Genomic DNA, 24263 nt, shown 5'->3' with positions numbered 1-24263 from the left:
AGCTTTTTTGTAACAGTCTGCGCGTTGTGTTCGCGTCTGGGGGAGTCAAGATGGCGGTTGATTTGACGATGCCGGTGCTCGTCGTCGACGATTACAGCACCATGATCCGTATCATCAGGAATCTTCTCAAGCAGATCGGTTTCGAGGACATCGACGATGCCAGCGACGGCTCGATGGCCCTCAACAAGATGCGCGCCAAGAAATACGGCCTCGTGATCTCCGACTGGAACATGGAGCCGATGACCGGCTACGACCTGCTCCGCGAGGTCCGCGCCGATCCGAACCTGGCGACCACGCCGTTCATCATGATCACGGCGGAATCCAAGACCGAGAACGTGATCGCGGCCAAGAAGGCTGGCGTGAACAACTACATCGTCAAGCCGTTCAATGCCGCGACCTTGAAGACCAAGATCGACGCGGTGTTCCCGGACATGGCAACGGCCTGACGCCCGCCTGATCCACTCCAACGAAAGACGCCCGGCACTCGGCCGGGCGTTTTGCGTTTCAGGATCCGTTCACCACTTCAATTCGCGCATCAGGGCGCGCGGCGGATGGCCGAACAGCTCCTTGATCGAGGCCGGGTCGAGCTGCTCGACGCCGGCGAACTCCTCGGAATGGATGCCGCGGGTCACGAACAGGCAGTCGATGCCGAAGCCGTGCGCGCCGGCGAGATCGGTTCGGACGGAATCGCCGATCGCCAGCACCTCCTCGCGCGCGACCGGCCGGCCGGCGTGCTGCTCGGCCAGCATCATGGCCCGCTCGTAGATTGGCCGGTGCGGCTTGCCGTAGAAGATCACCTCGCCGCCGAGCTCGCGGTAGAGCTCGGCGATGGCGCCGGCGCAGTAGATCAGCCGGTCGCCGCGCTCGACCACGATGTCCGGATTGGCGCAGATCAGCGGCAGCTTGCGCTCGCGGGCGCGCAGCAGCATCGGCCGGTAGTCCTCGGCGGTCTCGGTCTCGTCGTCGTAGAGGCCGGTGCAGATGATGTAGGACGCTTCTTCGAGCGGCGACAGCGCCAGGTCGAGACCGCGATGAATGGAATTGTCGCGCTCGGGACCGAGCCAGAACACCTTGCCGCCGGGATGATCGGCCACGTAGTGGCGGGTCAGGTCGCCGGAGGAGACGATGGCGCTGTAGACCTCGTCGGCGACGCCGAGCTTGCGCAACTGGCGCTGGACCGAATCGGCCGGCCGGGGTGCGTTGGTGATCAGGATCACCGTACCGCCCTGGCGGCGAAAGTGGTGCAGCGCGTCGCAGGCGTCGGGAAAGGACTCGAGCCCGTTATGGACCACGCCCCAGATGTCGCTCAGCAGCACCTGCTTGCGGCCGACCAGATCGCGCAGCCGCTCTTCGAAGCGGAGAACGGTCATGGCAGCCGGCTGATCTCAGAGGGTCCCGGCGGCACGGCGGGCGAGGGCGGCATTGCCGCTGCGCGTCGGAGCATTGGTGTGTGACGCGTCGAGAGAGGTGGTGCCGGCGGCATTGGGGTCCTGAATCTTGATGTCCTGCCCGCCCGATGGGCCGGCGGCGGCCTCGCCGGTAGCAGATGCGCCCTCGGGTCGCAATGGGCGGGGCGGCGCGAACAGGAAGCCCTGGCCGAAGCGGACGTCGTAGTCGAGCAGGTCGACGACGCTGTTCTCACCTTCGATCCGCTCGGCGATCAGGTCGATGCCGAAGCGGCCCAGCAGATCGGAGAGATCGGTCGGGTGAATGTCGGAGGCCGAGCTTTGCTTCGGGTCGAGCAGCAGCGCGGCCGGGACCTTGATGAAGCGGACTCCGCGATCGGCGAGCTCGCGCGGCTCGAACCGGAGGTCGGTGACATGGTCGATCGAGAAGCGGTAGCCGCGCTGTGCCAGGGCCGCGAGATGCTCGGTCCCGGTCGGACCGAGGCTGCGAAGGGTCGACTGCTTGAATTCGAGCACGAAGGACGGCGCCAGGGCGCGATTCGCTTCGAGGAAATCGAGGCATTGCGAAAAGTTTGCAGGGCTGCTGAGCGTCGCCGAGGAGATGTTGCAGAAGATGCCGACGTCCTTGTTGCGAACCATCAGGCGGCGCAGCACCTGGACGCAGCGAAGCAGAACCATGTGGTCGATGCGCCCGACCAGGCCGGCGGCTTCCGCGATGCCGATGAAGTCCTCGGCCGCGACCACCTGGTCGCGCTCGTCGCGAAGCCTGGTCACCGCCTCGTAGAAGCGCACCTTGCGCTGTGGCAGCGTCACCAGCGGCTGCAGATAGATGTCGAGGCGGTTGTCCTCGATCGCGCCTTTGACGGCGGCGAGGATCTGCGGCTGGCTGCGCGGCACGGCCGTGACCGCCGGGGCCTGCGGTTTGGGCGGCAGGGGGGCGGCAGCCGGTGCCGCGCTGAACGTGCCGGAGGTCTCGGCCACCTTCTGCTCGACGCCGCGCGACGGCAGCGCGTTCATCTCGAGCGCGCCGCTGGAGGAAGCGGTCGCCGGGAGCGGGCGATCGGCGTCGCGAACCGTGCCGGCCCCAGCTCCCGGCGGTGTTGCCGGCGGGATGGCCGCGATCAGGTCCTCGTGCTGTGCCACGGTGACGGCGAGCTGCTTCATCAGTCCGCCGAGCTCGTTGATCTCGCCGATGACCCCTTGCAGGCGATCGGCGCTGACCGAGCTCGACGACACGATGCGTCCCTCCACCGCCGACAGGCGGCGGCCGAACTCGGCGACCTGACGCGCGAGGTCGGCGGTGCCGCGCGACAGATCGGCGATCTGGCTGCCGATGTCGGTGCGGTCGCGCAGTCGCATCGACACGGCATTGTAGAGAATCAGGAACGTCAGTGCGGCGAGCGCGACGATCGCGGATTCCGAGCCACTGATACCGGCCACCGAATACAGGATCAGGCCGAGCGAGGCCGCGACCAGAACCATACAAATGGCAACGAAAATCGTGGAGATACGGATCATGCTTGGCGACGCTCCCAACCGAACGCAACCTTAGCACTTCTGTTGATTCGCGAGGATAGTGGGCGGGATTCAAATACCGGGAGACGCCGATGATTTCTCGTCTGCGTGTCATTTACGCAAGTTCACGTGGGAAAGCGGAGTGCCATCGTAGTGTTGCCGATCCGTAGAACACCGGGGGAAGCGCTTCGCGGATTCCAGACATGTTTAGACATGCGTGCGGTGCCATGAGCTGATCAACGCGTGTTGCTTAGCAGCTCGATTGAGCCGGTGATTCTTCGATGTCCGTCGAACCGCGCCTGTCGCTGTCCGGGCAGGCTCACGTGCTGCGGTGACGTCGGCGCAGGGCGGCCACGCCGAGCAGCAGTGCCGCAACGGCGACACCGACGGGTACGTTGATCCGTCCGAGTGCGCCCGCAACTCCGCTCGCGTGATTCGTGGAGGTCGATGACGGTGCCAAGGGGATGGTGTCGGGATCGATCTCGTCCGCGTCGGGTTCCCGGGCCACGGGCGCTGCGATCGCCACGCGCAACCGGCTGGAGAGCGACGGATAGTGCGGCGAAGGGCTGCGGAGCTTGACTGCCGCGACGATCGCGCAGATCGCCGCCAGCGCGACCAGGATGCCGCCGACAACCGCGAACGCGGTGAACAGGCCGTAGGTCATTTCCACCCAGCGGAACAGCGCGGTCAATCCGACGATGCAGGCGGCGATCAGGAAGATGCCCGCGGTGGCGAACAGCCCGGCGGCGACGGCGTAGGACGTCACCGTTCCGGTGGCCTGCCGGGCGCGATCCCGAATGTAGGATTGGGTGGCGCGCTTGACGCGGTTGAGCCTCTGTTCGAGCCCCAATCGCAGCAGCTCTCCTGGCGGTGCAAGCATGCGCGTCCTCCGACAATCCGCTCGCCGCGCGCAAACCGCCGGCTCGCGACATGAACGTGGAGGATTTGCGAAGGTTCCCGGCAATCAGGCGTGCCGTTCTGCGGCAATCCTTGCAGGGCAAGCTATTTGCGATCGGGGATGCTCTCCCGCACGCCGGGTAGGAGCGGACTTCATAAGGTGATGGCGGCACATGACCGATGCGGAGCCAGAGCGAGACCGTATGAATAGCTATGCCAACCAACGTTATTCCGGGGCAAGGCCGCAGGCCTTGAACCCGGAATCCCGATATTGTCTCGCGTCCCTTCCCAACAAGTACGAGATTCCGGGTTCAATCGCCAACGCGTGGCCGCGTTGACGATTGCCCCGGAATGACCGCTGCTGGGAAGCAGTCCAGATAAGGAAATGGCGGCCACCGGGGCCGCCATTGTTGTTGGCTGACGATGTCCGCGCGCGGCTTACGCCACGGCCTTGATGACCTTGCCGACCTTCTCGATGATTTCGCCGACCTGATCCTCGCTGACGATCAGCGGCGGGGTCAGCGCCAGCGTGTCACCGGCGATGCGCAGCATCAGGTCGTTGTTGTGGAAGGCGGTCTCCATCGCGGAGTAGCCGCGCTTGCCAGCCGCGTCGGGCAGCGGCGCGAGGTCGATGCCGGCGGTGAGACCAACCGTGCGGATGTCCAGCACGTTGGGCAGGCCCTTGAGCGACATCACGGCGTCGGCGAATTTCGGCTCGATCGCGCGGGCGTGCTCGAACAGCTTGTCGTCGCGATAGATGTCGAGCGTGGCGAGGCCGGCCGCGCAGGCGATCGGATGCGCCGAGTAGGTGTAGCCGTGGGTGAACTCCACCATGTGCTCGGGGCCGCTCATGAAGGCGTCGTGGATGGTGTCGCGCACCAGCACGCCGCCCATCGGTGCCGCGCCATTGGTGACGCCCTTGGCGAAGGTGAGAAGGTCAGGCGTCACGCCGTAGCGCTCGGCGGCGAAGGCGTAGCCGAGGCGGCCGAAGCCGGTGATGACCTCGTCGAAGATCAGCAGGATGCCGTGCTTCTGGGTGATCTCGCGCAGCCGCTTGAGATAGCCCTTCGGCGCCGGGATCACGCCGGTCGAGCCGGCCATCGGCTCGACGATCACGGCGGCGATGGTGTTGGCGCCGTGCAGGTTGACGAGGTTCTCGAGCTCGTCGGCGAAGTGCGCGCCATACTCCGGCTCGCCCTTGGTGAAGGCCTGCTTCTCGCGGTCATAGGTCGCCGGGATGTGGTCGACGCCGGTCAGCAAGGTGCCGAACAGCTTGCGGTTGTTGACGATGCCGCCGACCGAGGTGCCGCCGAAGCCGACGCCGTGATAGCCGCGGACGCGGCCGATCAGGCGGGTGCGGCTGCCCTGGCCGTTGATCTGGTGATAGGCGAGCGCCATCTTCAGCGCGGTGTCGGCTGCCTCCGAGCCGGAGTTGCAGAAGAACACGTGGTCGAGGCCGGCGGGCGCGAGATCAGCGATGCGGTTGGCCAGCTCGAACGCCTGGGGAATGCCGAACTGGAACGGCGGTGCGTAGTCGAGCGCCGCGGCCTGCTGGCCGATCGCCTCGGCGATCTGGCTGCGGCCGTGACCGGCGTTGCAGCACCACATGCCGGCGGCGGCGTCGATGATCTTGCGGCCATCGACGGTGATGTAGTGCATGTCCTTGGCACCGGCGAGCAGGCGCGGGTTCTTCTTGAAGGCGCGGTTCGCGGTGAACGGCATCCAATGCGCGGCAAGATCATTCGGAACGGTGACGGCGGGGCGGGGGCTCTTGTCCAGCATGGGGACCTCTCGGACGGTTGTGCGACGGCGGCAGCATGATCCGGAAAGGTGGCGAACCGGTGCCAGAAAAGCTTGCCGAAACGGATCGTGCTTGATGGGCCTGAATGCGTGCGCCGACGTTGTCGGCCGCTGATCCGGGCCGCCGCCAAGCTATCAGCTTCGCGGACGGACGGAAATGTCAAAGGTCCAGCGTTCCCGCTGCCCTGGTGAGCGGATTCTGCACGGCAGCAGCAGATTGTGCCGCATATTGGAAGTCGCTGCGTCATTTCGCGCCAACCGCGCCGGTGTGCCTCGGGCCGCCGCGTCTCAGACGAGATCGCGCGCGGTGATCCAGAACACCTCGCCCTCGGAGTCCTCGGTGTCGAGCCAGAGCAGCGGCAGGTCGGGATAGGCCGCCTCGATCTGCGGACGGTCGCGTCCGACCTCGCACAACAACCCTCCTTCCGCAGTCAGGTGGTCGCGCGCCTGGCTGAGGATGCGATGGATGATGTCGAGCCCATCGGGGCCGCCGTCGAAGGCCAGCGCCGGCTCGGCGCGGCATTCCCGAGGCAGGCCGGCCATGCCCTCGGCGTCGACATAGGGCGGGTTGGTGATGATCAGATCGTAACGGCGCTGGCTGAGCGGTGCGAACAGGTCACCGCGGTGCAGCGAGATGCGCTCGCCGAGGTCGTAGTCGGCGACGTTCTTCGCCGCAACGGCGAGCGCATCCTTGGAGATGTCGACGGCGTCGATCACCGCATTGGGGAAGTGGCGGCTGGCCAGGATCGCCAGGCACCCAGAGCCGGTGCAGAGGTCCAGCACGCTGTCCACGGCCAGCGGATCGTCGATCAGCGAGGTGCCGTCGGCTTCGGCGCCGCCGAAATGCGTCTCCAGCAGCTCGCCGATGAACGAGCGCGGCACGATGACGCGCTCGTCGACGTAGAACGGCAGGCCGCGCATGTAGACCTTGTTGACCAGATAGGCCGCCGGCTTCCTCGTGGTGATTCGCGCCGTGATCAGGTCGAGGATCGTCTTGCCTTCGGCCGCGGTGACCCGGGCCGTGACGAAGCTCTCGAACTGATCGGGGCGCAGATGCAGCGCCTCGCCGATCAGGAAGGCGGCCTCCGACACCGGATCGGTGGTGCCGTGCGCAAACACCAGATCGGCGTTCTGGAAGCAGCTCACCGCGTAGCGCAGGTAGTCGAGCAGGCTCGCCAGCTCGCCCGCATTGACCTTCGGGAGCTTCGGCGCCGCCGCCTTGCGCGGTGCTGCCGTCTTGACCTTCTTCGCCATCACGACTTCCAGCGCGCCGCGGCGGCATCGTCGTGGCTCTTGGCCTCGACCCAGCCGCCGCCGTTCTCGGTTTCCTCGCGCTTCCAGAACGGCGCGTTGGTCTTGAGATAATCCATCAGGAACTCAGCCGCCTCGAACGCCGCCTGACGGTGGCTGGATGCGGTCACCACCAGCACGATGTTCTCGCCCGGCCGTATCCGGCCGAAGCGGTGAATCACGGTCATGCCCTGCAGCGGCCAGCGCGCCATCGCCTGCTCGGCATGGCGCATGATCTCGGCTTCCGCCATCCCTGGATAGTGCTCGAGCGTCAGTGCGCTGATCGGCGTGTCATGGTCGTTGCCGCGGCACAGGCCGGAGAAGCTGACGACGGCGCCGATGTCGGTGCGGCCATGGCTGAGGGCTGCGATCTCGGCCGCGGTGTCGAAATCCTCTTGCTGCACGCGGACGGTGACGATCGCGGTCATGGACAGATATTCCGTTACGTCAGCCGCCGGTCATCGGCGGGAAGAACGCGATCTCGCGGGCGCCGGCGATGGCCGCATCCGGCTGCACATGGGTCTGGTCGATCGCGGTGCGGATCACCTTCGGCCTCTCGAACGCATAGGCGTAGCCCTCGCCGCGCGTGGTGAGCCAGGCGATCAGCTCGCTGACCGTGCGCACGTCCGCCGGCGGCTCGATCGTCTCCTCGGCCTTGCCGACGCGCTCGCGCACCCAGGCGAAATACTTCACCTTCATCGCGAGTCCGCCTCGATGAGGTGGTGGATGCCGGCGCGGAAATAGTCGTAGCCGGTGTAGATGGTGAAGACCGCCGACAAGCCGAGCAGCCAAATTCCGATCCCGCTCACGATCGGGCCAACGGCCGTCGAGATCTGGGCGACCGCCGCATCGCCGGCCTCGCCCGCGAGCAGGAAGCCGATTGCCACCAGTTGCATCGTGGTCTTCCATTTGGCGACCTTGGTCACCGGCACCGAGACGCGCAGCGCGGCGAGATATTCGCGCAGGCCCGACACCAGGATCTCGCGGCACAGGATCACGATGGCCGCCCACAGCGACCAGTTCTGGATGGTGCTGTCGGCGGCCAGCATCAGCAGGCAGGAGGCGACCAGAAGCTTGTCGGCGATCGGATCGAGCATACGGCCGAATGCCGATTGCTGGTTCCAGATCCGCGCGAAATGACCGTCGAGATAGTCGGTGATCCCAGCCGCAATGAACACCGCGACGGCGACCCAGCGGAGCCACAAAGGATACATCCAGACCGACTGCGCGTAGATGCAACCGACCACGACCGGTATCGCGGCGATGCGCGTATAGGTCAGGATGTTCGGCAGGGACGTCGACGTCTTGCTGGGCACGCGTGTGGTCGCAATATTCATCCGGTGTACCAATACTGCCGCCGTTCGGACGTCAACCTCCGAGCCAAGCCGCTTCGGCAGGATGACGCAGATATGACGCGAATCGCAACGAAGTCTTGCGGAGATAGGAACTCTTGCGCATGCGGCAACGCGACCCGCAACGCTTCATTAAGCAACCGGACGCGGTCGCGCCAGTGCGCAGATCGGCGGGCGCGACGCACGGCTGGGACCTTGTTGCGGTGCAGTGACGGCTGCGCGAAGGCTTGAGCGAAAGCTCAGATCGCCTCCGCGCCATGCACCGCGCACCAATGCGCCTGGCGTTCCGCGAACACGCGGTCGCGGACATAGCCCAGCGTCTCCTCGTCCAGGGTCTCGATGACGTCCAGGCTGAACGCCTCCGCGCCGTGGGCGGTCCAGGCCGCCTGCAGGCCGCCGCGGCGATGGCCGCCCTGGCGCAGGGTGAACCAGAGGCGGTTCTGGATCTTGTCGAGGTCCGGCGCGCAGCCGACCCAGCGCTGGCCGGTGGCGGCGCAGGTCACGGCGAAGATGCCGGCAGGTGTCTTGCGTTCCTTATAGGCGGCGACGGCCGCCTTGCGCTGGTCGGGGGTCATGGTGGGGCTCCACTTTAACCCGGGTAATTTAGCGTATATTTTTATCCGGGTAAATTGTTTTTGCCGACAGCCTGCCAACTCGCCGTTTTTTTTTCTGTCCCGGCTTTCACATGGTGAGCACGACGCGGCGGGTGGCATCATCCCTGGCCCAATTGCGTTCGATCGCGTTCAGCGGGATCGGATCGGCCGCGATCTCGAGCCGGGCAGGGATGGCCGCCTGCAACAACTCATCGGTGAGCGCGATCAGACGCTCGAGCGGAATGCTGCCGATGCCGCTGCCCATCAATTCGATGGCTGATGCGCGCAGCACCGCGCTCGGCAGGGTGATGTCGCCGCTGCTGATGGAGCCGATCTGGACGAATCGGATCGGCCTCGCCTCCGCGCCCGCCTTGGCTGCTGCCATCAGCAGCCGCTCGGCGCTGGCGCCCCAGAGATAGTCGAGCACGACGTCGACACCCCCGGCGAAATGGGGCTTGAAACGTTCCTCCAGCGCGTCGCCATCGCCGACCAGGGGAATGACCGCGTCGGCGCCGAGCGCGGTCAGGGATTGCAGCGTCGCGGCGTTGCGCCCGGTCGCGATCACCTTGGCCGCACCGAGATGCTTGGCGATCTGAACCGCGAGCCGACCGGACGTTCCAGTGGCGCCATTGATCAGCACGGTGTCGCCGGCGCGGAGGTGTGCGCGCTCGCGCAGCGCCGCCCAGGACGACAGGCCAGGATTGGCGATTGCCGCCGCGGTGACGTCATCGAGATCATCGGGCAAGGCGAGGCATCGCGCCTTCGGCACCACCGTCTTTTCGGCCATGCCGCCATGGGGGGCCCTGGGAAGCACGAAGTAGACCCGGCTGCCGTCCTCACAGCGGCCGACGCCATCGATCCCAGCCACAAAGGGAAACGCGCCGGTTGAGCTGTAGTGCGTGCCGGAGGCGCGGGCCTTGGTGATCTGGCTGATCGCTGCGGCGGTCACGGTGATCAGATGCTCGTCAGGAGCAGCGATCGGGTTGGCGAAATCGGCGTAGACCGGCGGCTGCCCGGCTTTCTGGACAATAGCGGCTTTCATGGTGGAGCTCCGGATTATATGTGTATAATGCACATATATCCGGAGGGACTGATGTCGCCAAGGAATAATGTGCAAAATACACATATAAGTGAGCAGCTCCGCGTCCTGCACGGGGCGCTGCTCGACATTGTGGCCGTGATGAACCGGCCGCAGCGCGACGAGGCGCTGATCAGGGAAGCCGGCATCGCGCTCGACCGCGCGCTGTTTCCGCTGCTGGTCGGAATCGAGCGATTTGGCCCGATCGGTGTGGTCGAGATGGCGGATCGGGTCGGGCGCGACTACACCACCGTCAGCCGCCAGGTCGCCAAGCTCGAGAGCCTCGGGCTGGTGGCACGCCAGGCCAGCGCCGCGGACCGGCGGGTGCGCGAGGCGGTGATCACGCCGAAGGGCAAGGCCATGACCGACCTCGTCGACGCTGCGCGCGAGCGGATCGGCCGCGCCATCTTCGAAAGCTGGGAGATCCGCGATGTGGATGAGCTGGTGCGGCTGATGCGGAAGTTCGCCGATGCGGTGAAGCAGGAGCCGCCGGCTGCGGCTTGAGCCGCGATCGGCTCAGCTCGCGTTGCTGTGAAAATACTCGAAAATCTTCCGCGCGCTTTCGGCGCTCACGCCCGGCACCTTGCCGAGATCGGCGATCGAGGCGCGTTCGATCTCCTTCAGGGTGCCGAAATGGTGCAGCAGCGCGCGCTTGCGCGACGGGCCGATGCCGGGGATCTCCTGCAGGCCGGCCTCGCGGATGTCCTTCTTGCGCAGCTTGCGGTGCGAGCCGATGACGAAGCGATGTGCCTCGTCGCGCAGCCGCTGGATGAAATACAGCACGGGGTCGCGCGGCTCGAGCTTGATCGCCTCCCGCTCCGGGATGAACAGCGTCTCGCGGCCGGCGTCGCGATCGGGGCCCTTGGCGACCGACATCAGCGCGACATTGGTGACGCCGAGCTCGGTGAAGATCTCGCGAACGGCATTGAGCTGGCCGCGGCCGCCGTCGATGATGACGAGGTCCGGCCATTGCGGCACGTCGTCCTCCTTGGCCGCGCGGGCGACATCCTTCTCCGACGGTGACACCAGCCGCTTGAAGCGGCGCTGCAGCACCTCCTTCATCATCGCGTAGTCGTCGCCGGGCGTCAGCCCTTCCGACTTGATGTTGAACTTGCGGTACTGGTTCTTCATGAAGCCGTCGGGGCCGGCGACGATCATCGCGCCGACCGCGTTGGTGCCCTGGATGTGGCTGTTGTCGTAGACCTCGATGCGCTTCGGGACCTGCGGCAGACCGAGCGTCGTCGTCATCGCCTCCAAGAGGCGGCTCTGCGTTGCGGTGTCCGCGAGCTTGCGGCCCAGCGCCTCGCGCGCATTGGTCAGCGCATGGATGACGAGGTCCTTCTTCTCGCCGCGCTTCGGGCAGGACACCTCGACCTTGTGGCCGGCCTTGACGCACAGCGCCTCGGCGAGCAGCTCGGCTTCCTCGATCTCGTGCGACAGCAGGATCAGCTTCGGAGGCGGCTTGTCGTCGTAGAACTGCGTGATGAACGCCGACAGCACCTCCTCCGGCAGATAGCTCTTCTCCGCGCGCGGGAAGTAGGCGCGGTTGCCCCAGTTCTGCCCGGTGCGGAAGAAGAACACCTCGACGCAGGAATAGCCGCCCTCCTGGTGGATGGCGAACACGTCGGCTTCCTCGACCGTGCGCGGATTGATGCCCTGCTGCGAGGAGATCGCCGACAGCGCCGCGAGGCGGTCGCGATAGACGGCGGCAGTCTCGAATTCGAGCTCGCCTGACGCCTTCTCCATTTCGGCCGCCAGCAGCGCCTTCACCGCCTGGCTGCGTCCGGACAGGAAATCGGTCGCCTCGCGCACCAGCTCGGTGTAGCCGGGGAAGTCGATCTCCTGGGTGCAGGGCCCGGCGCAGCGGCGGATCTGGTGCAGCAGGCAGGGGCGGGTGCGGCTCTCGAAGAACGAGTCGGTGCAGGAGCGGATCAGGAAGGCGCGCTGCAGCGCCGTGATGGTGCGGTTGACGGCACCGGCCGAGGCGAACGGACCGAAATAGCGCCCCGGCCTGGACTGCGCGCCGCGGTGCTTGAGGATCTGCGGCGCCCAATGGTCGCCGGTGATGAGAATATAGGGAAACGACTTGTCGTCGCGCAGCTGCACGTTGAAGCGCGGCTTGAGCTGCTTGATGAGGTTCGCCTCCAGCAGCAGCGCCTCGGTCTCCGTGGTGGTGGAGACGATCTCGACCGTCACGGTGGCTGCGATCATGCGCAGGATGCGCGCCGGCAGCGGCGCGTTGGCACGCGCATAGGACGACAGGCGCTTTTTGACGTTCTTGGCCTTGCCGACATAGAGCACGTCGTGCGCCGCGTTGAGCATGCGGTAGACGCCCGGCGAGGTCGGCGCCAGCCGCACCGCGTTCTCGATCGCCGCGTGGCCGATCGCAAGCGGACCTTCGCCGACCGCCTCCAGGCTCTCCTCGGCCAGCTCCGGCAGCCGGCCGTCATCGTCCTCGTCCGCAGCCGATGCGGCGGGATCGAGGTCGGGCGTGTCGATGGTCTCGGGCGGCAGGTCGGCCGCGCCACGCCGGCTCGGGGGCGTCGGCGCCTTGGGTGGATCGGAGCTGTGGGTGGTCATGTCCGCAAACTAAGCGCTGCCGCGCCGTCTCGCCAGCTTGCGATGGCGCCATGCACAGGGCAGGGCGGTAACGCTTCGTTAAGCACGTTAATGGCCGGGTAACCCGGCTTAACAACGGCTTAACCTAAAACTCTCGATAAATGCTCACGAAAGAAGCGAGAGTTCCGTAACCACGCCGGCCCGCGCACCACAGTCGCGCGGCGCAGGCTCCGGCGGGTGACGGCGAGTGGCGTGGAGTGAGCGATGAACAGGTTCTTGGTCGGTGCTGCCGCCGCGGCGGGCTTGGGCGCGGCGGCTCTCGGATCGGTCTCGGCGCAGGCGGCGGATCTCGGCTACGGGCGCGGCGCGCCCTATACCGTGAACCAGCCCCTCAACGCCTACAGCTGGGCCGGGCCCTACCTCGGCGGCACGCTGGGCTATGAATGGGGCACCGTCGGCAACAACCCGACCAAGCCGTCCGGTCTCACCGGCGGCCTGACCGCGGGTTACAATTGGCAGAACGGCCCGTGGGTGTTCGGCGCCGAGGGCGACATCAACCTGACCGGCGCCAATGACACCTTCGCCCCGTGGAAGTTCTCGAACCCGTGGTTCGGCACATTGCGCGGCCGCGCCGGCTACGCCTTCAACAACATCCTGTTCTACGGCACCGGCGGCCTCGCCTTTGGCGGCCTGCGCGCCGAGACCTTCGGTCTTTCGGAATCGCACACCACGGTAGGCTGGACGCTCGGTGCCGGCACCGAGTTCGGCCTGGCACAGAACTGGACCGCCAAGATCGAGTATCTCTACGTCGATCTCGACAGCAGCAATTTCGTGATCACGGGGGCGAAGAACGACTATCGGTTTGGAATTGTGCGCGCAGGCATCAACTTCCACTTCTGATGGCAACGAGGGAATAGGAAGAAGAAACGTCCAACGACAACCTCCCGGCCGCTCGCGCGGCCGGGATTTTTTTGTCGGAGCGCTCTGTGCAATCTGGCAGGCGCGCATCACTGCGCGCGGCCTGCACGTACGAGCCGGCAATGCTGTGCACGCGAGCAGGCGCTGCCGACAGCTTCCAAACCAGCGAAGAGGTGGCGTCGAGGCGCGCCCGGCTGCAATCATGCCGGCGCGTGAACCACCGCCAGGCGGGCTCGCCCTAAGACGACAGCACCAGGTTGACCGCTTTCGGGCCCTTGCCCTTCTTGTCCGGCTCGACCTCGAAGCTGATCCGCTGTCCTTCGGTCAGGTCCTTCAGGCCCGCGCGCTCCACCGCCGTGATGTGCACGAACACGTCGCGTCCACCGTCGTCCGGCTTGATGAAGCCGTAGCCGCGTTCACCGTTGAAGAACTTGACCGTCCCAGTCATGGCCATCGGGAAACTCCTCCCCCGCAATGCTTCCTCCACTGCGCGCCCTGCGCAGCGTCCGACCGGACATCACTTTGATCGGAAAGCGTTGGCCACCTTAACGCCCAGCGCTCGCCGCGCCGGATCGCCGGATCTTGTTAGGCCTTGATCACCCCGCCGCAACCATTCGCGGAAGCGGAACGTAAAGCCAGTCTTACAATCGGACACAATAATACGGTTCCGCGCCGATTGACTACGGCTTTTCGACCAGTCGCCGTTTCAAGCTTTGGGGAATTCGAGTCGGAAGCGCGCCGCGCCGCCCTGGCCGAGGGGCTTCTGCAGTTCCTGCAGGATGAGCTTCAGCTCGTCATGTAATGTCCAGGGCGGGTTGACGATCAGCAGCCCGGTCGAGGTCAGCGCCTCGCCTTCGATCTGCGGCGCAACACTGAACTCGATCCGCAGCACCTTGCCCGGCGGCTTGGCCGCGGCTGCGAGCGCCGCGACACGATCGCTCAGCTCTTCCGTCGCACGCCGGCTCTTGGCGGGATACCACAGCACGTAGATACCGGTGGTCCACTTCGCGAAGGCCGCGGCGAAGCGATCGGCGAGCCGCTCGAACTCATCCTTCGCCTCGAACGCCGGATCGATCAGCACCACGCCCCGGCGCTCGTTCGGCGGCACGAAGGCGGGCAGGGCGACCCAGCCGTCGAGATCGACGACACGGGCCTGGGTGTCGCGGCGCAACTGATCGATCAACTGCTTGCGGGGGATCGGCGCGAGCTCGCACAGGGTCATGCGGTCCTGCGGCCGCAGCAGCGCGCGCGCGATCAGCGGCGAGCCGGGATAGGCGACCAGCTCGGCCTTGGGATTGAACGATCGGACGATATCCAGATAGGGCTGGACCAGCGCATAGGCCTGATCGGACAGCCGCGCCTGCAGCACGCGGGCGATGCCGGTGAGGTACTCGCCGCTGCGCGTCGCCTCGTCGCCGGTGAGGTCATACAGGCCGGCGCCGGCATGGGTGTCGATCACCCGGAACGCGGCGGGCTTTTCCTGGAGGTAGACCAGGATGCGCGTCAGCACGATGTGCTTGATGACGTCGGCGAAGCCGCCGGCGTGGAAGGCGTGTCGGTAGTTCATGCCATCCGGGTTACGCCGTTCCGCGTCAAAAGGGTACCCCGTCGATGCGCCGGATGCCCTCCGGAGAGCCGCGGATGAGCGCCGCCGCAGGAGGCGCCACAGGCCGACGCGCTGCGTCGCCCGATTCGCAGCCGCTAGCCGCCGCGGACCGGCGGCATGTTGACCTCGTCGCGCCGGCAGGCCTGCCGGTCGATCTCGTCGCAGTTGCGAAACTCCAGATCCTTCGACAGACAGATCCGGACCTCGCTCAGCCTGGTGCGGTTACAGGTGACGGCAATGCCCGATGTCGTGAGCTTGGGGTTGGCCTTGATGAAGGCCTCCTCGATCGCCGCCGGCGCCACCGTCTTGGCCTCCGCGAGATCGAGGAATTCCGGGGGGATCTTGATGGCGGCGCGGGCCTTGCGGATGGCTTCGAAATAGGCCTTCGCCGACACGCCGGCGCAGGTGCCGTGCTTGTCCCACTCGTTGTAGATCAGGCCCGGCGCCGGCATCAGGTCGAGCATCGAGGTCATGATGTTGCGGGGCAGGCGCGGCGCCGGCTGCTCGCAATATTCGGGGTAGCCGTTCTCGTATTGCGGCCACAGCCCGTGCACGACGAACGAGTACGGTCGGCCGCTGCATTGCTGGGACCGGCTGCCGCGACCGCCGCGCTCCTCGGCTTCGGCGCAGTACGAGGGCGACCACGACAACGAGAGAACGTAGAAGTCGAACGCGCCCGGCGCATTCTGGCGGCGGTCCTGCGCCTCGGCGGCGCCAGCCGTGAGCACACCGAGCAAGAGGGCAAAGCAGGCGATCGTTCTGGACAACAGGACGGCAGGTCGGCACAGGCAATCGAACATGGCGTACTCCCCGGAAAATGCCAGGAGCCTACCAGCACACGGGAACATTTCAAGAACAAAAATGGCTGCCCCGAGGCAGCCATTCGTCAGCCGGCCGCCCGCGCGAGCGGCCGATACGCCGGGAAAGGCAAATCAGGGCTTGGCGGCGCGGCAGGCCGGATTGAAGGCCCAGTTGCGATCGAGGCCGACGACGCAGAACTCGACGCCCTGGTCATAGCCGGCGAAGCCGCCATCCTCGATGATCGAGAAGTTGACGGTGCGCGCCTTGCCGTCGCTGATCATCACGCTGCCGGTGCAGAAGCGACGCGGAATGTTGTCGGACTGCCAGGGCCGGAAGGCGATCTCATGGACATTGGCGACGCCGGTGATCGTCAGCGAGGAATTCCAGAAGGTGCTCTCCTTGTCCTGGAATCGCGAGACGATGGTCGGAATGGCCGCCTCGCAAGGCGCGACCCGGCCTTCATATTTCGGACCGGACAGCCAGAAGTTCATCTCAAGCGGGTTGGCGGCCTGAGCCGGGGCGGTGGCGACGATGGCGGCGAGCAGCGCGCCACAGGCGGCGCCGAACATCTTGAAAGGTGAGCTGAAGTCGCGCATGGGCCGTCCGCAAGGCTGATCCGGGAGCGTGGACCGTGCCGCGGCGGCCACAGGAGGTCAAGTGCAACGCGGCAACACTCCACGATTAGTCCTGTTAACGCGAGGCCGGTGTTCTTTTCTTGACCGGACAGGACCTTTAGAATGGCGGGCCAGATCGAGGAGAATGCAATGCGGACGCTGATGGCCGGATTCGTGAAGACTGCAGGCCTCGTGGCCGCTGGGATGGTGCTGGTTGCGGCATCCGCCCGGGCCGACGTGGTGCCGCCCTTCAAGGGCAACGACACCGGCGGCATCATCGCCTTCCAGCTGGCCCAGACCACGGATGCGCGCCAGCTCGCGGTCGATCATTGCGCCTCCTACGGCAAGGTCGCGAAGTTCCGCGCCGTCGATGCGCGTTACGGTGGCTACGTTTCGTTCGCCTGCCGCTGGGTACCCTATGGCTCGGCGCAGCGGCCGCTGCGGACGCTGTACTGACCTTCCATCAACTGCCGTTCTCCCAATTGCCACTTTTCTGCGGCATTCGCTCCGGCATCGATCAACGAGCCGGAACGGGGCATATGACCTGCACACGCATCGCAATTGGGCTGTTGGCCTGCTGCCTCCTGGGCGTGACCGCGAGCCATGAGGCACGGGCTGTCGACCTGCCGGTGCGCAAGGCCGGCCTGTGGGAGCTGAAGATGATCAGATCCGGCGGTCAGCTGCCGGAGGCGACGATGCAGCACTGCACCGACGCGGCCACCGACAAGGAGATGAACAACTTCGCCTCGCCGATGGCGCAGCTCTGCTCCAAGCAGGACATCCAGAAGACCGCGACCGGCTACGTCTCCGATTCGGTCTGCAATTTCGGCGGCATCAATACGACGTCGCATGCCGACATCACCGGCGACTTCAACTCGGCCTATACGGTGAAGACGATGTCGCGCGTCACGGGCGGCGCCGCCGGCACCGGGGTGAAGGACACCGCGATGACGATCGAGGCCAGATGGCTCGGCGCCTGCAAGCCCGACCAGAAGCCCGGGGACATCGTGATGCCCGGCGGCATGAAGATGAACGTCAAGGACATGGCCAAGCTGAAGGCCCTGATCCCGGGCGTGAAGCAGTAGGCGGGCGCTCGTTGCGTGTGGCGGGCGCAGCGACGTGGATCGTCGCTCATTCGCGGACGTTGAGCATGATCTTCCCGATGTGCCGGCCCGTCTCCATGCGTTCGTGCGCATCGGCTGCGTCGGACAGGCGATAGGTGCTGTCGATGTGCGGCCGAATGGCCGTTCCGAGCAGGGGCGAGATGCGTTGCCGCAGGTCGGCTGCGATCCGCCGCTTGAGATCGAGCGACGTCGACCGCAGGAACGCGCCGGTGATGCTGGCCCGGCGCGCCATCAGGCTGCGCAGCGGTACTCCGAGGTCCTTCCCGCCTCCGGCCGAGAGCAGGGCGATCCGTCCGCCCATCGCGAGCGCCGCAAGGTCCTGCGCGATGTGAGCGCCGGCGGAGGTGTCGAGGATGCAGTCGACGCCGCGCTTCCCCGTCGCCGCGCGGATCTGCTCGGCGAGATCGGGATCGGCATAGTCGAACACGGCGCTGCAGCCGAGCCCGAGTGCCAGGGCGCGCTTCTCTGCGGTGCCGGCGGTGGCAATGACGGGATGACCCAGCGCGCGCAGGAGCTGGATCGCGATCGTGCCGACGCCGCTGCTTCCGCCATGAATCAGGGCCGTCTCGCCGGGCGCCATGCGCATCAGCTCGAAGAAGTTGAACCAGGTCGTGAACAGCGCCTCGGGCAGGCCGGCGCCTTGGATCAAGTCGAGGCCGCTCGGCAAGTCCAGTGCAAGATGCTGGTCGGTGGCGACGTATTGCGCGTATGAACCGCCGTCGGTCAGTGCGATCACCGCTCTACCCAGCCGTTCCGGGGAAACGTTGGCGCCGCAGGCCACGATGCGCCCCGAGGCTTCCAATCCCGGTATGGGATTGGGCTCCCGCAACGGCCCGGCAGCGCGCTGGTTGCAGTCATGACGGTTGATGCCGGCGGATGCGACCTCGATCAGCACATCGTCTGGTCCGAGGCGCGGCACCGGCCAGTCCTGTCGCTCCGACAGGACCTCCGGGCCGCCCGCGGCGGTGATGATGACGGCGCGCTGATCGTCCGGAATCATGCTTGGTCGCTCATGTGCTCACTTGCCGACCAGGCTGCACTTGCTGCGGTCGAGCGGGCGAAACGCCTGATCGGGGGCGATCTTCGTCACCAGCTTGACGAAGTCCCAGGGGCGCTTCGATTCGGCGGGGGTCTTGACCTGGACCAGATACAGGTCGTGCACCATGCGCTGGTCGTCGCGGATCTGGCCGTGGTCGGCATAGGCGTCCGAGACCGGCGTGGCCTTCATCCGGACCATCACCGTTGCGCCGTCGTCGCTGTCGGCATCCTTCACCGCCTGCAGATAGTGCCGCACGGCCGAATAGACCCCGGCCTGGATCTGTGACGGCATCGCCTTCCGGCGCGCGTAGAATGCGTCGGAGAAGCGGCGCGCGGCGGGGGAGGCATCCTCGAAGAAGCTGGTGACGATGAGATCGCCCTGCGTCGCCTTGAGGCCGATGGATTCGATGTCGACGTTCTGGAACGACATTGGCACGATCTTCATGCCCTGGGCCGCAAGCCCGAATTCCTCGGCCTGCTTGATGGCTGTGGCATTGTCGCCGGCGACGTTGAGCGCCAGGATCTTGGCGCCGGAGGCCTGGGCCTGCAGCAGGAACGAGCCGTAATCCGGCGTGCCGAGCTGCGCCTTGACGCTGCCGGCGACCGTGCCGCCGAGCTCGGCGATGCGAGCGCGCGCGGTCGCCTCGACCGAATGGCCGAATGCGTAGTCGCCGGTGATGAAGAACCACGGCTCCTTGCTGGTCTGCATGATGCCCGACACGACGGCTGTCGCGGTCGAATAGGCGTCGTGCGTCCATTGCACCGAGGTCGGGGCGCAGGCCTCGTCGGTGAGCTGATTGGCGCCGGCCCCGGAGATGAGAAAGATCTTGCCGTTGCTGCGCACCAGCTCCTGGACGCCGAGGGCCGCGCCGGAGCTGCCGCCGTCGGCGATCGCCTGCACACCGTCCTGCTCGAACCAGCGCCGGGCGATCGCGACCGCGATATCCGGCTTGTTCTGATGATCGGCCTGAAGGATCTCGATCGGCCTGCCGTTGATCTTGCCACCGAACTCCTCAGCGGCCATCCGGGCCGCTTCCACGGAGCCGGGCCCCATCGCGGTCGCGAAGATGCCGGTCATGTCGGTGAGCACACCGATACGAATGGCACCTCCCTTGATTTCGGCCTGCGCGGATGAGCCTGCAAGCAGTAGCAGGGCAGCGATGCTGGATCTGAGACAGCGCGACATGATGATCCTCCCCGGATTTGAAGATTTGGTTTTTTGTCGTGTTTGATTGGTGCGCCTCGCGGTTCTCCGCGAGGCGGAAACGTCAGGCTTCCAGTTCGGCAGTCACGGGATTGCGCAGCACGCCGATGCCCGAGATATCGACCTCGACCGTATCGCCGGGCTTCATGAACAGAGGCGGGGTGCGCTTGAGGCCGACGCCTCCCGGCGTGCCGGTGACGATCACGTCCCCGGGCAGCAAGGTCATGATCGTCGAGCAATAGACGATCAGATCGGGCACGTCGGTGATGAGGAGATCCGTGGTGGTCCGCTGCACGGTCTCGCCATTGAGGCGGGTCTGCAGCGTCAGCTTGGACGGGTCGGGAATTTCGTCGGCGGTGACCAGCCAGGGGCCGAATGCGCCGGACCGGTCGAAGGTCTTGCCCGACAGGAATTGCGACGTGTGGCGTTGCCAGTCGCGGATGCTGCCTTCATTGTAGCAGGAATAGCCGGCGATGTGCGCGAGCGCGTCCTCGCGCCGGACATGCCGGCCGGCTTTCCCGATCACGAGCGCGAGTTCGCCCTCATAGTCGAAATGATCGGAGACACCAGGGCGAATGACCGGTTGCAGATGTCCGACCTGGCTGGTCGGAAAGCGCGCGAACAGCGCGGGCTTCTCGGTGACCGTTCGTCCGGTCTCGGCGACGTGGTCGCGATAGTTCAGGCCGACGCAGATGATCTTGCCGGGATCGGGGATGACGGGCGCGAAGGTGATCGCATCGAGCGGATAGTCGGGCTGTTCGGAGGTGAGCAGCGCGGCGGCGTCGCGAAGCGCATCCGCCTCGAGCAGCGCGCGCAGGCTCTTCGCCGGCAGCCGCCGGCCGAGGTCGACGACACCGTCTCCCTTCACGGCGCCGTATCCGGGACGCCCGTCAATGACAAAGGAAACCAGCTTCATACGTGAACCCTCTCAAAAAGAACGGAAACGCTCAGGCCGCGCTCGGCGCCGGTGCGAGGAAGGCGAGGCCTGACAACAGCGCCGCGGGATCTTCGCCCGTGCGGACAGCACCCAGGATGTAGCGGTCGGGGCGCATCAGCACGGCGTCGAAGCCGTGCTGATCGAGCCAGCCGTCGAGGCCGCCAGCTTCCTCGCCGCAAATGACGGCGACGTCAGCCGCCGCCAAGCTGGCATGATGCTGCTCGATCACCGCGGCACCGAGTCCAGACCGGCAGAGCAGCGCGAAGCGATAGCCGACGCGGTCGTCGCTGCGACCGTGATCACGGCTGCGGAATTGCGGCGCCAGCTTTCCCGTCATGCTGCGTTCGCCGCAGGCAAGGCCCGGGCCGAGCACTGGCTTCTGCACGTCGAGCTTGAGCTGGCCGTCGCCCTGTGCCGTGCCGGTCGCAAGCGCCGCCTCGACCGCCTTGGTGTTGATCAGCCCACCCAGCCGGATCGCGAGCTCGATGAATTCGCGCACATGCGGCGCGCGCTCGCTCTGATAGGTGTCGAGAAGATCAGGCGTCGCCTTCCCGGCAATCACAAGCGCCAGCTTCCATGCGAGGTTGGCTGCGTCGCGAATGCCGGCACACATGCCCTGACCGAGGAAAGGCGGGGTCTGATGCGCGGAATCGCCTGCGAGCAGGAACCGTCCGGCACGCCATTGCTGGGCGACCGCGGAGTGGAATGTGTAGACGGCGGCGCGTTCGATCTCGGCCTCTGCGGGCCGGAGCCAGGGCGAGAGCAGCTCCCACACGCGAGCCGGTTGGGTGATCTCGACCGCGTCCTCGTCAGGACGAACCGTGATCTCCCACCGGCGCCGGTTGCCGGTGCCGCGAATATAGGTTGCGGGACGCTGCGGGTTGCAGTGCTGGACGCTGAAATCGCCGAGATCGGGCCGCTCCTCCCTCAGCAGCACGTCGCAGACGAGCCAGCGCTCGTGAAAGCCGAGATCGTCCAGCGCCGCGCCGATGAAGCGGCGCACCAGCGAACGTGCACCGTCGCAGCCGATGACATAGGCGCAGGAGATGTCGACGAGCCGGCCGGTGCCGAGGTCTTCATAGCGAACGCGCGCCCCCTCGCGGTCCTGCTCGAGCGCGAACACATCACAGCGCGTGCGCAGCTCGACATGAGGCCAGCGCTCGAGTCCCTTGTTGAGCACGTTTTCGAGATCGGGCTGGTGGAATCGGTAGCTCAGATTCCAGCCCATCGCGGTCGGCTCGCTGGGGCGCGGCCAGTCGAGCAGCAATCGTCCCCCCGCATCGACGAAGCGCATGCCGGGACTCAATGTAAGGTGGGGCAGGATGGCGTCGGCAAGGCCGATGGTCTGGAACACGCGCATGCATTCGTCGTCGAAATGCACCGCGCGCGGCAAATGATAGGCCTTGGCTTCGCGCTCCAGGATCAGCGTGCGGATGCCGCACAGGCCGAGCAGGTTGGCGAGCGTCGAGCCCACGGGCCCGCGACCGACGATGACGACGTCGAAGCTTCCGGAATGTGCGGCCATGTTGCTCATGGCCGCATCTTGTTCCGCAACCGCCTCGCACCTTCAAGGCGCGGTCACGAACTGTCCGCGCAGCGGACGCTCAGGCCTGGACGGGGATCGCGGCCGCGGCGTCGCGCAATGGGGCCGCGTACTGAGCGACAGCCTCCTCGAGGGTCATGGCGGAGCGGATCCAGATGATCGAAATGCAGCCGAACACGACGTCGCCCCGCACGATCGGCACCGCGATCGACGACGTCTTCGGATTGAATTCGCCCTCGTTGCGGATCGCATAGCCGCGCTGGGACGTTTCCGTTATCATGCGCTGCAGCCGCTCGGGCGCCAGGAAGAAGAGGTCCTCGGCATCCTCGATGCGTCGCAGATGGTTGATGATGAGGTCCCGCTCTGCGGGCGGGCAGGCGGCCAGATAGGCCCGGCCGGCCGAGGTGTGCAGCATCGGCAGCCGCTTGCCGATCATGCTGCGGTCGATCGAGAGCGGGCTGCGCGCATGCGTGGTCTCCTGGATGACCATCGCGCCGTTCTCATAAGTCGACAGATCGACCGGCCAGATCAGGCTGCGGCTGAGCTCGGCGAGATAGGGCGCGGCGACCTGGCAGATGAAGATGCCGGGATCATAGCCGTCGCCGAGGCTCAACGCGTGGCGCGTGACCCGGAAGCGGTCGTCGCTGGCGCTGCGCGCGACATAGCCGAGTTCCTCGAGTGTTTCGAGCAACCGATAGACCGTGGGCCGCGGCAGATCGAGCTGGCGCGCCACGTCGCCGGCGCGAATGCCCCCGGACCGATTGACCGCGCGCAGCACGTCGAGCCCCCGCTTGAAGGCGCGGACACCCTCCGCAGGACGGGCCTGCGGAGATCGCGTCCGTTGCTTGGACACTTGGAAAATCCTCCCTGTTCTTCGTTTCCGTCCGCCGATACCGTCTTGAGAACGCGAGCCGGATGCAGGGGCGGCAGTCTACTGCAGGACCGCGCGGAGCTGATACGAAATTCCGCCCGCGCCTTTCGGGAGAAAACAAGATGGAAATAACGGCGCTCGGTTACATCGGCATCAAGTCGTCCCAAGCGGAGCAGTGGGGACGCATGGCGACCAAGCTCCTCGGGATGCAGCGCGTGGATCGCGCGGCCAGCGTGCAGGCCTATCGGATGGATGATCGCAAGCAGCGGCTGATCGTCGATGGCAGCGGCGATGGCGGGCTCGCCGTCATGGGCTGGGAGGTCGGCGACGCTGCCGCGCTCGCGCGGCTCGCGAGCCGTCTCGACGACAACGGCGTGAAGGTGGCCCGCGGTTCGCAGGCACTGGCCGACGAGCGTCATGTCAGCGAGCTGATCTGCTTTCAGGATCCCGCCGGCAACACGATCGAGGTGTTCTGGGGGGCCGCCGTCGCCTCGGATCCCTTCAGGCCGGGACGTCCGATCTCCGGCTTTCGCACCGGGCCGCTCGGCATGGGGCACGTCGTGCTCAACGTCGAGGACGTCGAGCCGCTGCTGCGGTTCTATCGCGACCTGCTCGGCTTCAAGGTGTCCGACTTCGGCCTGACGCCGTACAAGCTCTATTTCTTCCACGTCAACGGCCGTCACCACAGCTTCGCGATGGTCGGCTCCGGTCGCCGCACACTGCATCACTTCATGGTGGAACTAGGTAGTCTCGACGACGTCGGCCAGGGCTACGACCTGGCACAGCTCGACGACGGGCGCGTGGCCTACACGCTGGGCCGTCACACCAACGACCACATGACCTCGTTCTACGTCAACACCCCCTCCGGCTTCTTCATCGAATATGGCTGGGGCGGCCGGGTGATCGATCCCGCGACGTGGCAGCCGCATGAGACCTTCGACGGCCCGTCGCTGTGGGGGCACGAGCGATTGTACCTGCCGGACGAGCAGCGCAAGCGCATGCGTGACATGCGGCTGTCCGCCGCCGCACGCGGCGTCCGTGTGCCGGACCCACGCGTTCCGCCGCTGAACTGCGCCTGGCTCGACGCGGTGATCGCGCAGGAATGAGCTATGCGGCG

26 protein-coding genes are annotated in these 24263 nt (G+C 66.2%); 6 read left to right on the top strand and 20 right to left on the bottom strand.

The annotated features are described in order from the left end of the window. Positions 1–50 precede the first annotated feature (50 nt). On the top strand, positions 51–446 hold the full coding sequence (locus tag QX073_RS19655; protein ID WP_006613531.1) for a response regulator: 396 nt from the start codon (positions 51–53) through the stop codon (positions 444–446). A 69-nt stretch (positions 447–515) separates the two neighbouring features. Here QX073_RS19655 and QX073_RS19650 read toward each other — a convergent pair whose 3' ends face one another. The 10 genes from QX073_RS19650 to QX073_RS19605 form a co-directional block, all read right to left on the bottom strand. Then, on the bottom strand, positions 516–1370 hold the full coding sequence (locus QX073_RS19650; protein ID WP_315713614.1) for a TIGR01459 family HAD-type hydrolase: 855 nt from the start codon (positions 1368–1370) through the stop codon (positions 516–518). A 15-nt stretch (positions 1371–1385) separates the two neighbouring features. Continuing rightward, on the bottom strand, positions 1386–2924 hold the full coding sequence (locus QX073_RS19645) for an EAL domain-containing protein (protein ID WP_315754467.1): 1539 nt from the start codon (positions 2922–2924) through the stop codon (positions 1386–1388). A 316-nt stretch (positions 2925–3240) separates the two neighbouring features. Further along, positions 3241–3801, bottom strand: coding sequence for a phage holin family protein (locus tag QX073_RS19640; protein WP_316201699.1), 561 nt, complete (start codon positions 3799–3801; stop codon positions 3241–3243). A 455-nt stretch (positions 3802–4256) separates the two neighbouring features. After that, positions 4257–5600: an aspartate aminotransferase family protein gene (locus QX073_RS19635; RefSeq protein ID WP_315754462.1), complete on the bottom strand. Its 1344-nt coding sequence runs from the start codon at positions 5598–5600 to the stop codon at positions 4257–4259. Between the two features lie 306 nt (positions 5601–5906). Beyond that, complete coding sequence (gene prmB, locus QX073_RS19630; RefSeq protein WP_316226209.1) at positions 5907–6872, bottom strand: 50S ribosomal protein L3 N(5)-glutamine methyltransferase; 966 nt, start codon at positions 6870–6872, stop codon at positions 5907–5909. Continuing rightward, positions 6872–7336, bottom strand: coding sequence for a molybdenum cofactor biosynthesis protein MoaE (locus QX073_RS19625; RefSeq protein WP_316187094.1), 465 nt, complete (start codon positions 7334–7336; stop codon positions 6872–6874). The genes prmB and QX073_RS19625 overlap by 1 nt, the downstream gene beginning before the upstream one ends. A 19-nt stretch (positions 7337–7355) precedes the next feature. Continuing rightward, positions 7356–7607, bottom strand: coding sequence for a molybdopterin converting factor subunit 1 (gene moaD / locus QX073_RS19620; protein WP_315754458.1), 252 nt, complete (start codon positions 7605–7607; stop codon positions 7356–7358). Continuing rightward, complete coding sequence (gene pgsA, locus QX073_RS19615; protein ID WP_315754456.1) at positions 7604–8245, bottom strand: CDP-diacylglycerol--glycerol-3-phosphate 3-phosphatidyltransferase; 642 nt, start codon at positions 8243–8245, stop codon at positions 7604–7606. The genes moaD and pgsA overlap by 4 nt, the downstream gene beginning before the upstream one ends. A 254-nt stretch (positions 8246–8499) precedes the next feature. Further along, positions 8500–8835, bottom strand: a complete 336-nt coding sequence (locus QX073_RS19610) for a GIY-YIG nuclease family protein (RefSeq protein ID WP_316174354.1) — start codon at positions 8833–8835, stop codon at positions 8500–8502. Positions 8836–8941: 106 nt separating this feature from the next. Next, positions 8942–9895 (bottom strand): zinc-binding alcohol dehydrogenase family protein, encoded by a 954-nt coding sequence (locus QX073_RS19605; RefSeq protein ID WP_316174353.1) that lies wholly within the window; start codon positions 9893–9895, stop codon positions 8942–8944. 51 nt (positions 9896–9946) lie between these two features. Here QX073_RS19605 and QX073_RS19600 point away from each other — a divergent pair, with 51 nt between their 5' ends. Then, positions 9947–10435, top strand: coding sequence for a MarR family winged helix-turn-helix transcriptional regulator (locus QX073_RS19600; RefSeq protein WP_315713604.1), 489 nt, complete (start codon positions 9947–9949; stop codon positions 10433–10435). A 12-nt stretch (positions 10436–10447) separates the two neighbouring features. Here QX073_RS19600 and uvrC read toward each other — a convergent pair whose 3' ends face one another. Continuing rightward, positions 10448–12511: an excinuclease ABC subunit UvrC gene (uvrC, locus tag QX073_RS19595; protein WP_316184148.1), complete on the bottom strand. Its 2064-nt coding sequence runs from the start codon at positions 12509–12511 to the stop codon at positions 10448–10450. A 243-nt stretch (positions 12512–12754) separates the two neighbouring features. Between uvrC and QX073_RS19590 the strand changes: the two genes are divergently transcribed. Then, entirely contained in the window at positions 12755–13390 is a 636-nt protein-coding gene (locus tag QX073_RS19590) for a porin family protein (RefSeq protein WP_315713602.1), read from the top strand. 256 nt (positions 13391–13646) lie between these two features. On the opposite strand, the gene QX073_RS19585 is transcribed toward QX073_RS19590, so the two are convergent. The 4 genes from QX073_RS19585 to QX073_RS19570 all read right to left on the bottom strand — a co-directional run bounded on the left by QX073_RS19585 (position 13647) and on the right by QX073_RS19570 (position 16411). Continuing rightward, a complete protein-coding gene (locus QX073_RS19585) occupies positions 13647–13862 on the bottom strand; it encodes a cold-shock protein (protein ID WP_006612991.1) in 216 nt (71 codons plus the stop codon). A 252-nt stretch (positions 13863–14114) separates the two neighbouring features. Next, positions 14115–14975, bottom strand: coding sequence for a 23S rRNA (adenine(2030)-N(6))-methyltransferase RlmJ (locus QX073_RS19580; protein ID WP_315713601.1), 861 nt, complete (start codon positions 14973–14975; stop codon positions 14115–14117). 134 nt (positions 14976–15109) lie between these two features. After that, on the bottom strand, positions 15110–15814 hold the full coding sequence (locus tag QX073_RS19575) for a ribonuclease T2 (protein WP_315754447.1): 705 nt from the start codon (positions 15812–15814) through the stop codon (positions 15110–15112). A 132-nt stretch (positions 15815–15946) separates the two neighbouring features. Beyond that, on the bottom strand, positions 15947–16411 hold the full coding sequence (locus QX073_RS19570) for a hypothetical protein (protein ID WP_315713599.1): 465 nt from the start codon (positions 16409–16411) through the stop codon (positions 15947–15949). Between the two features lie 168 nt (positions 16412–16579). Between QX073_RS19570 and QX073_RS19565 the strand changes: the two genes are divergently transcribed. Both QX073_RS19565 and QX073_RS19560 read left to right on the top strand, forming a co-directional pair. Further along, entirely contained in the window at positions 16580–16885 is a 306-nt protein-coding gene (locus tag QX073_RS19565) for a hypothetical protein (RefSeq protein WP_316226222.1), read from the top strand. Positions 16886–16968: 83 nt separating this feature from the next. Beyond that, positions 16969–17514, top strand: a complete 546-nt coding sequence (locus tag QX073_RS19560; protein WP_316226208.1) for a DUF3617 domain-containing protein — start codon at positions 16969–16971, stop codon at positions 17512–17514. Between the two features lie 46 nt (positions 17515–17560). Here the strand turns inward: QX073_RS19560 and QX073_RS19555 are convergent, their stop codons facing one another. The 5 genes from QX073_RS19555 to QX073_RS19535 all read right to left on the bottom strand — a co-directional run bounded on the left by QX073_RS19555 (position 17561) and on the right by QX073_RS19535 (position 23128). Then, complete coding sequence (locus QX073_RS19555) at positions 17561–18553, bottom strand: NAD(P)H-quinone oxidoreductase (protein ID WP_316226207.1); 993 nt, start codon at positions 18551–18553, stop codon at positions 17561–17563. Between the two features lie 18 nt (positions 18554–18571). After that, positions 18572–19777, bottom strand: coding sequence for an ABC transporter substrate-binding protein (locus QX073_RS19550; RefSeq protein WP_315825369.1), 1206 nt, complete (start codon positions 19775–19777; stop codon positions 18572–18574). 82 nt (positions 19778–19859) lie between these two features. Further along, on the bottom strand, positions 19860–20711 hold the full coding sequence (locus QX073_RS19545; RefSeq protein WP_316226206.1) for a fumarylacetoacetate hydrolase family protein: 852 nt from the start codon (positions 20709–20711) through the stop codon (positions 19860–19862). A 31-nt stretch (positions 20712–20742) separates the two neighbouring features. Then, a complete protein-coding gene (locus QX073_RS19540; protein ID WP_316226205.1) occupies positions 20743–22266 on the bottom strand; it encodes a bifunctional 3-(3-hydroxy-phenyl)propionate/3-hydroxycinnamic acid hydroxylase in 1524 nt (507 codons plus the stop codon). A gap of 70 nt (positions 22267–22336) precedes the next feature. After that, the gene (locus QX073_RS19535; RefSeq protein ID WP_315754435.1) at positions 22337–23128 is read right to left on the bottom strand and encodes a DNA-binding transcriptional regulator; all 792 of its coding nucleotides are present in this window, start codon (positions 23126–23128) and stop codon (positions 22337–22339) included. Positions 23129–23268: 140 nt separating this feature from the next. Between QX073_RS19535 and QX073_RS19530 the strand changes: the two genes are divergently transcribed. Further along, positions 23269–24252, top strand: a complete 984-nt coding sequence (locus QX073_RS19530; protein ID WP_315825366.1) for a VOC family protein — start codon at positions 23269–23271, stop codon at positions 24250–24252. Positions 24253–24263: the final 11 nt, after the last annotated feature.

The sequence above is a fragment of the Bradyrhizobium sp. SZCCHNS3052 genome (assembly GCF_032484495.1).
Taxonomy (GTDB): domain Bacteria; phylum Pseudomonadota; class Alphaproteobacteria; order Rhizobiales; family Xanthobacteraceae; genus Bradyrhizobium.
The sequence above is the reverse complement of the archived record's forward strand: the minus strand, read 5'-3'. Positions and strand labels throughout refer to the sequence as shown.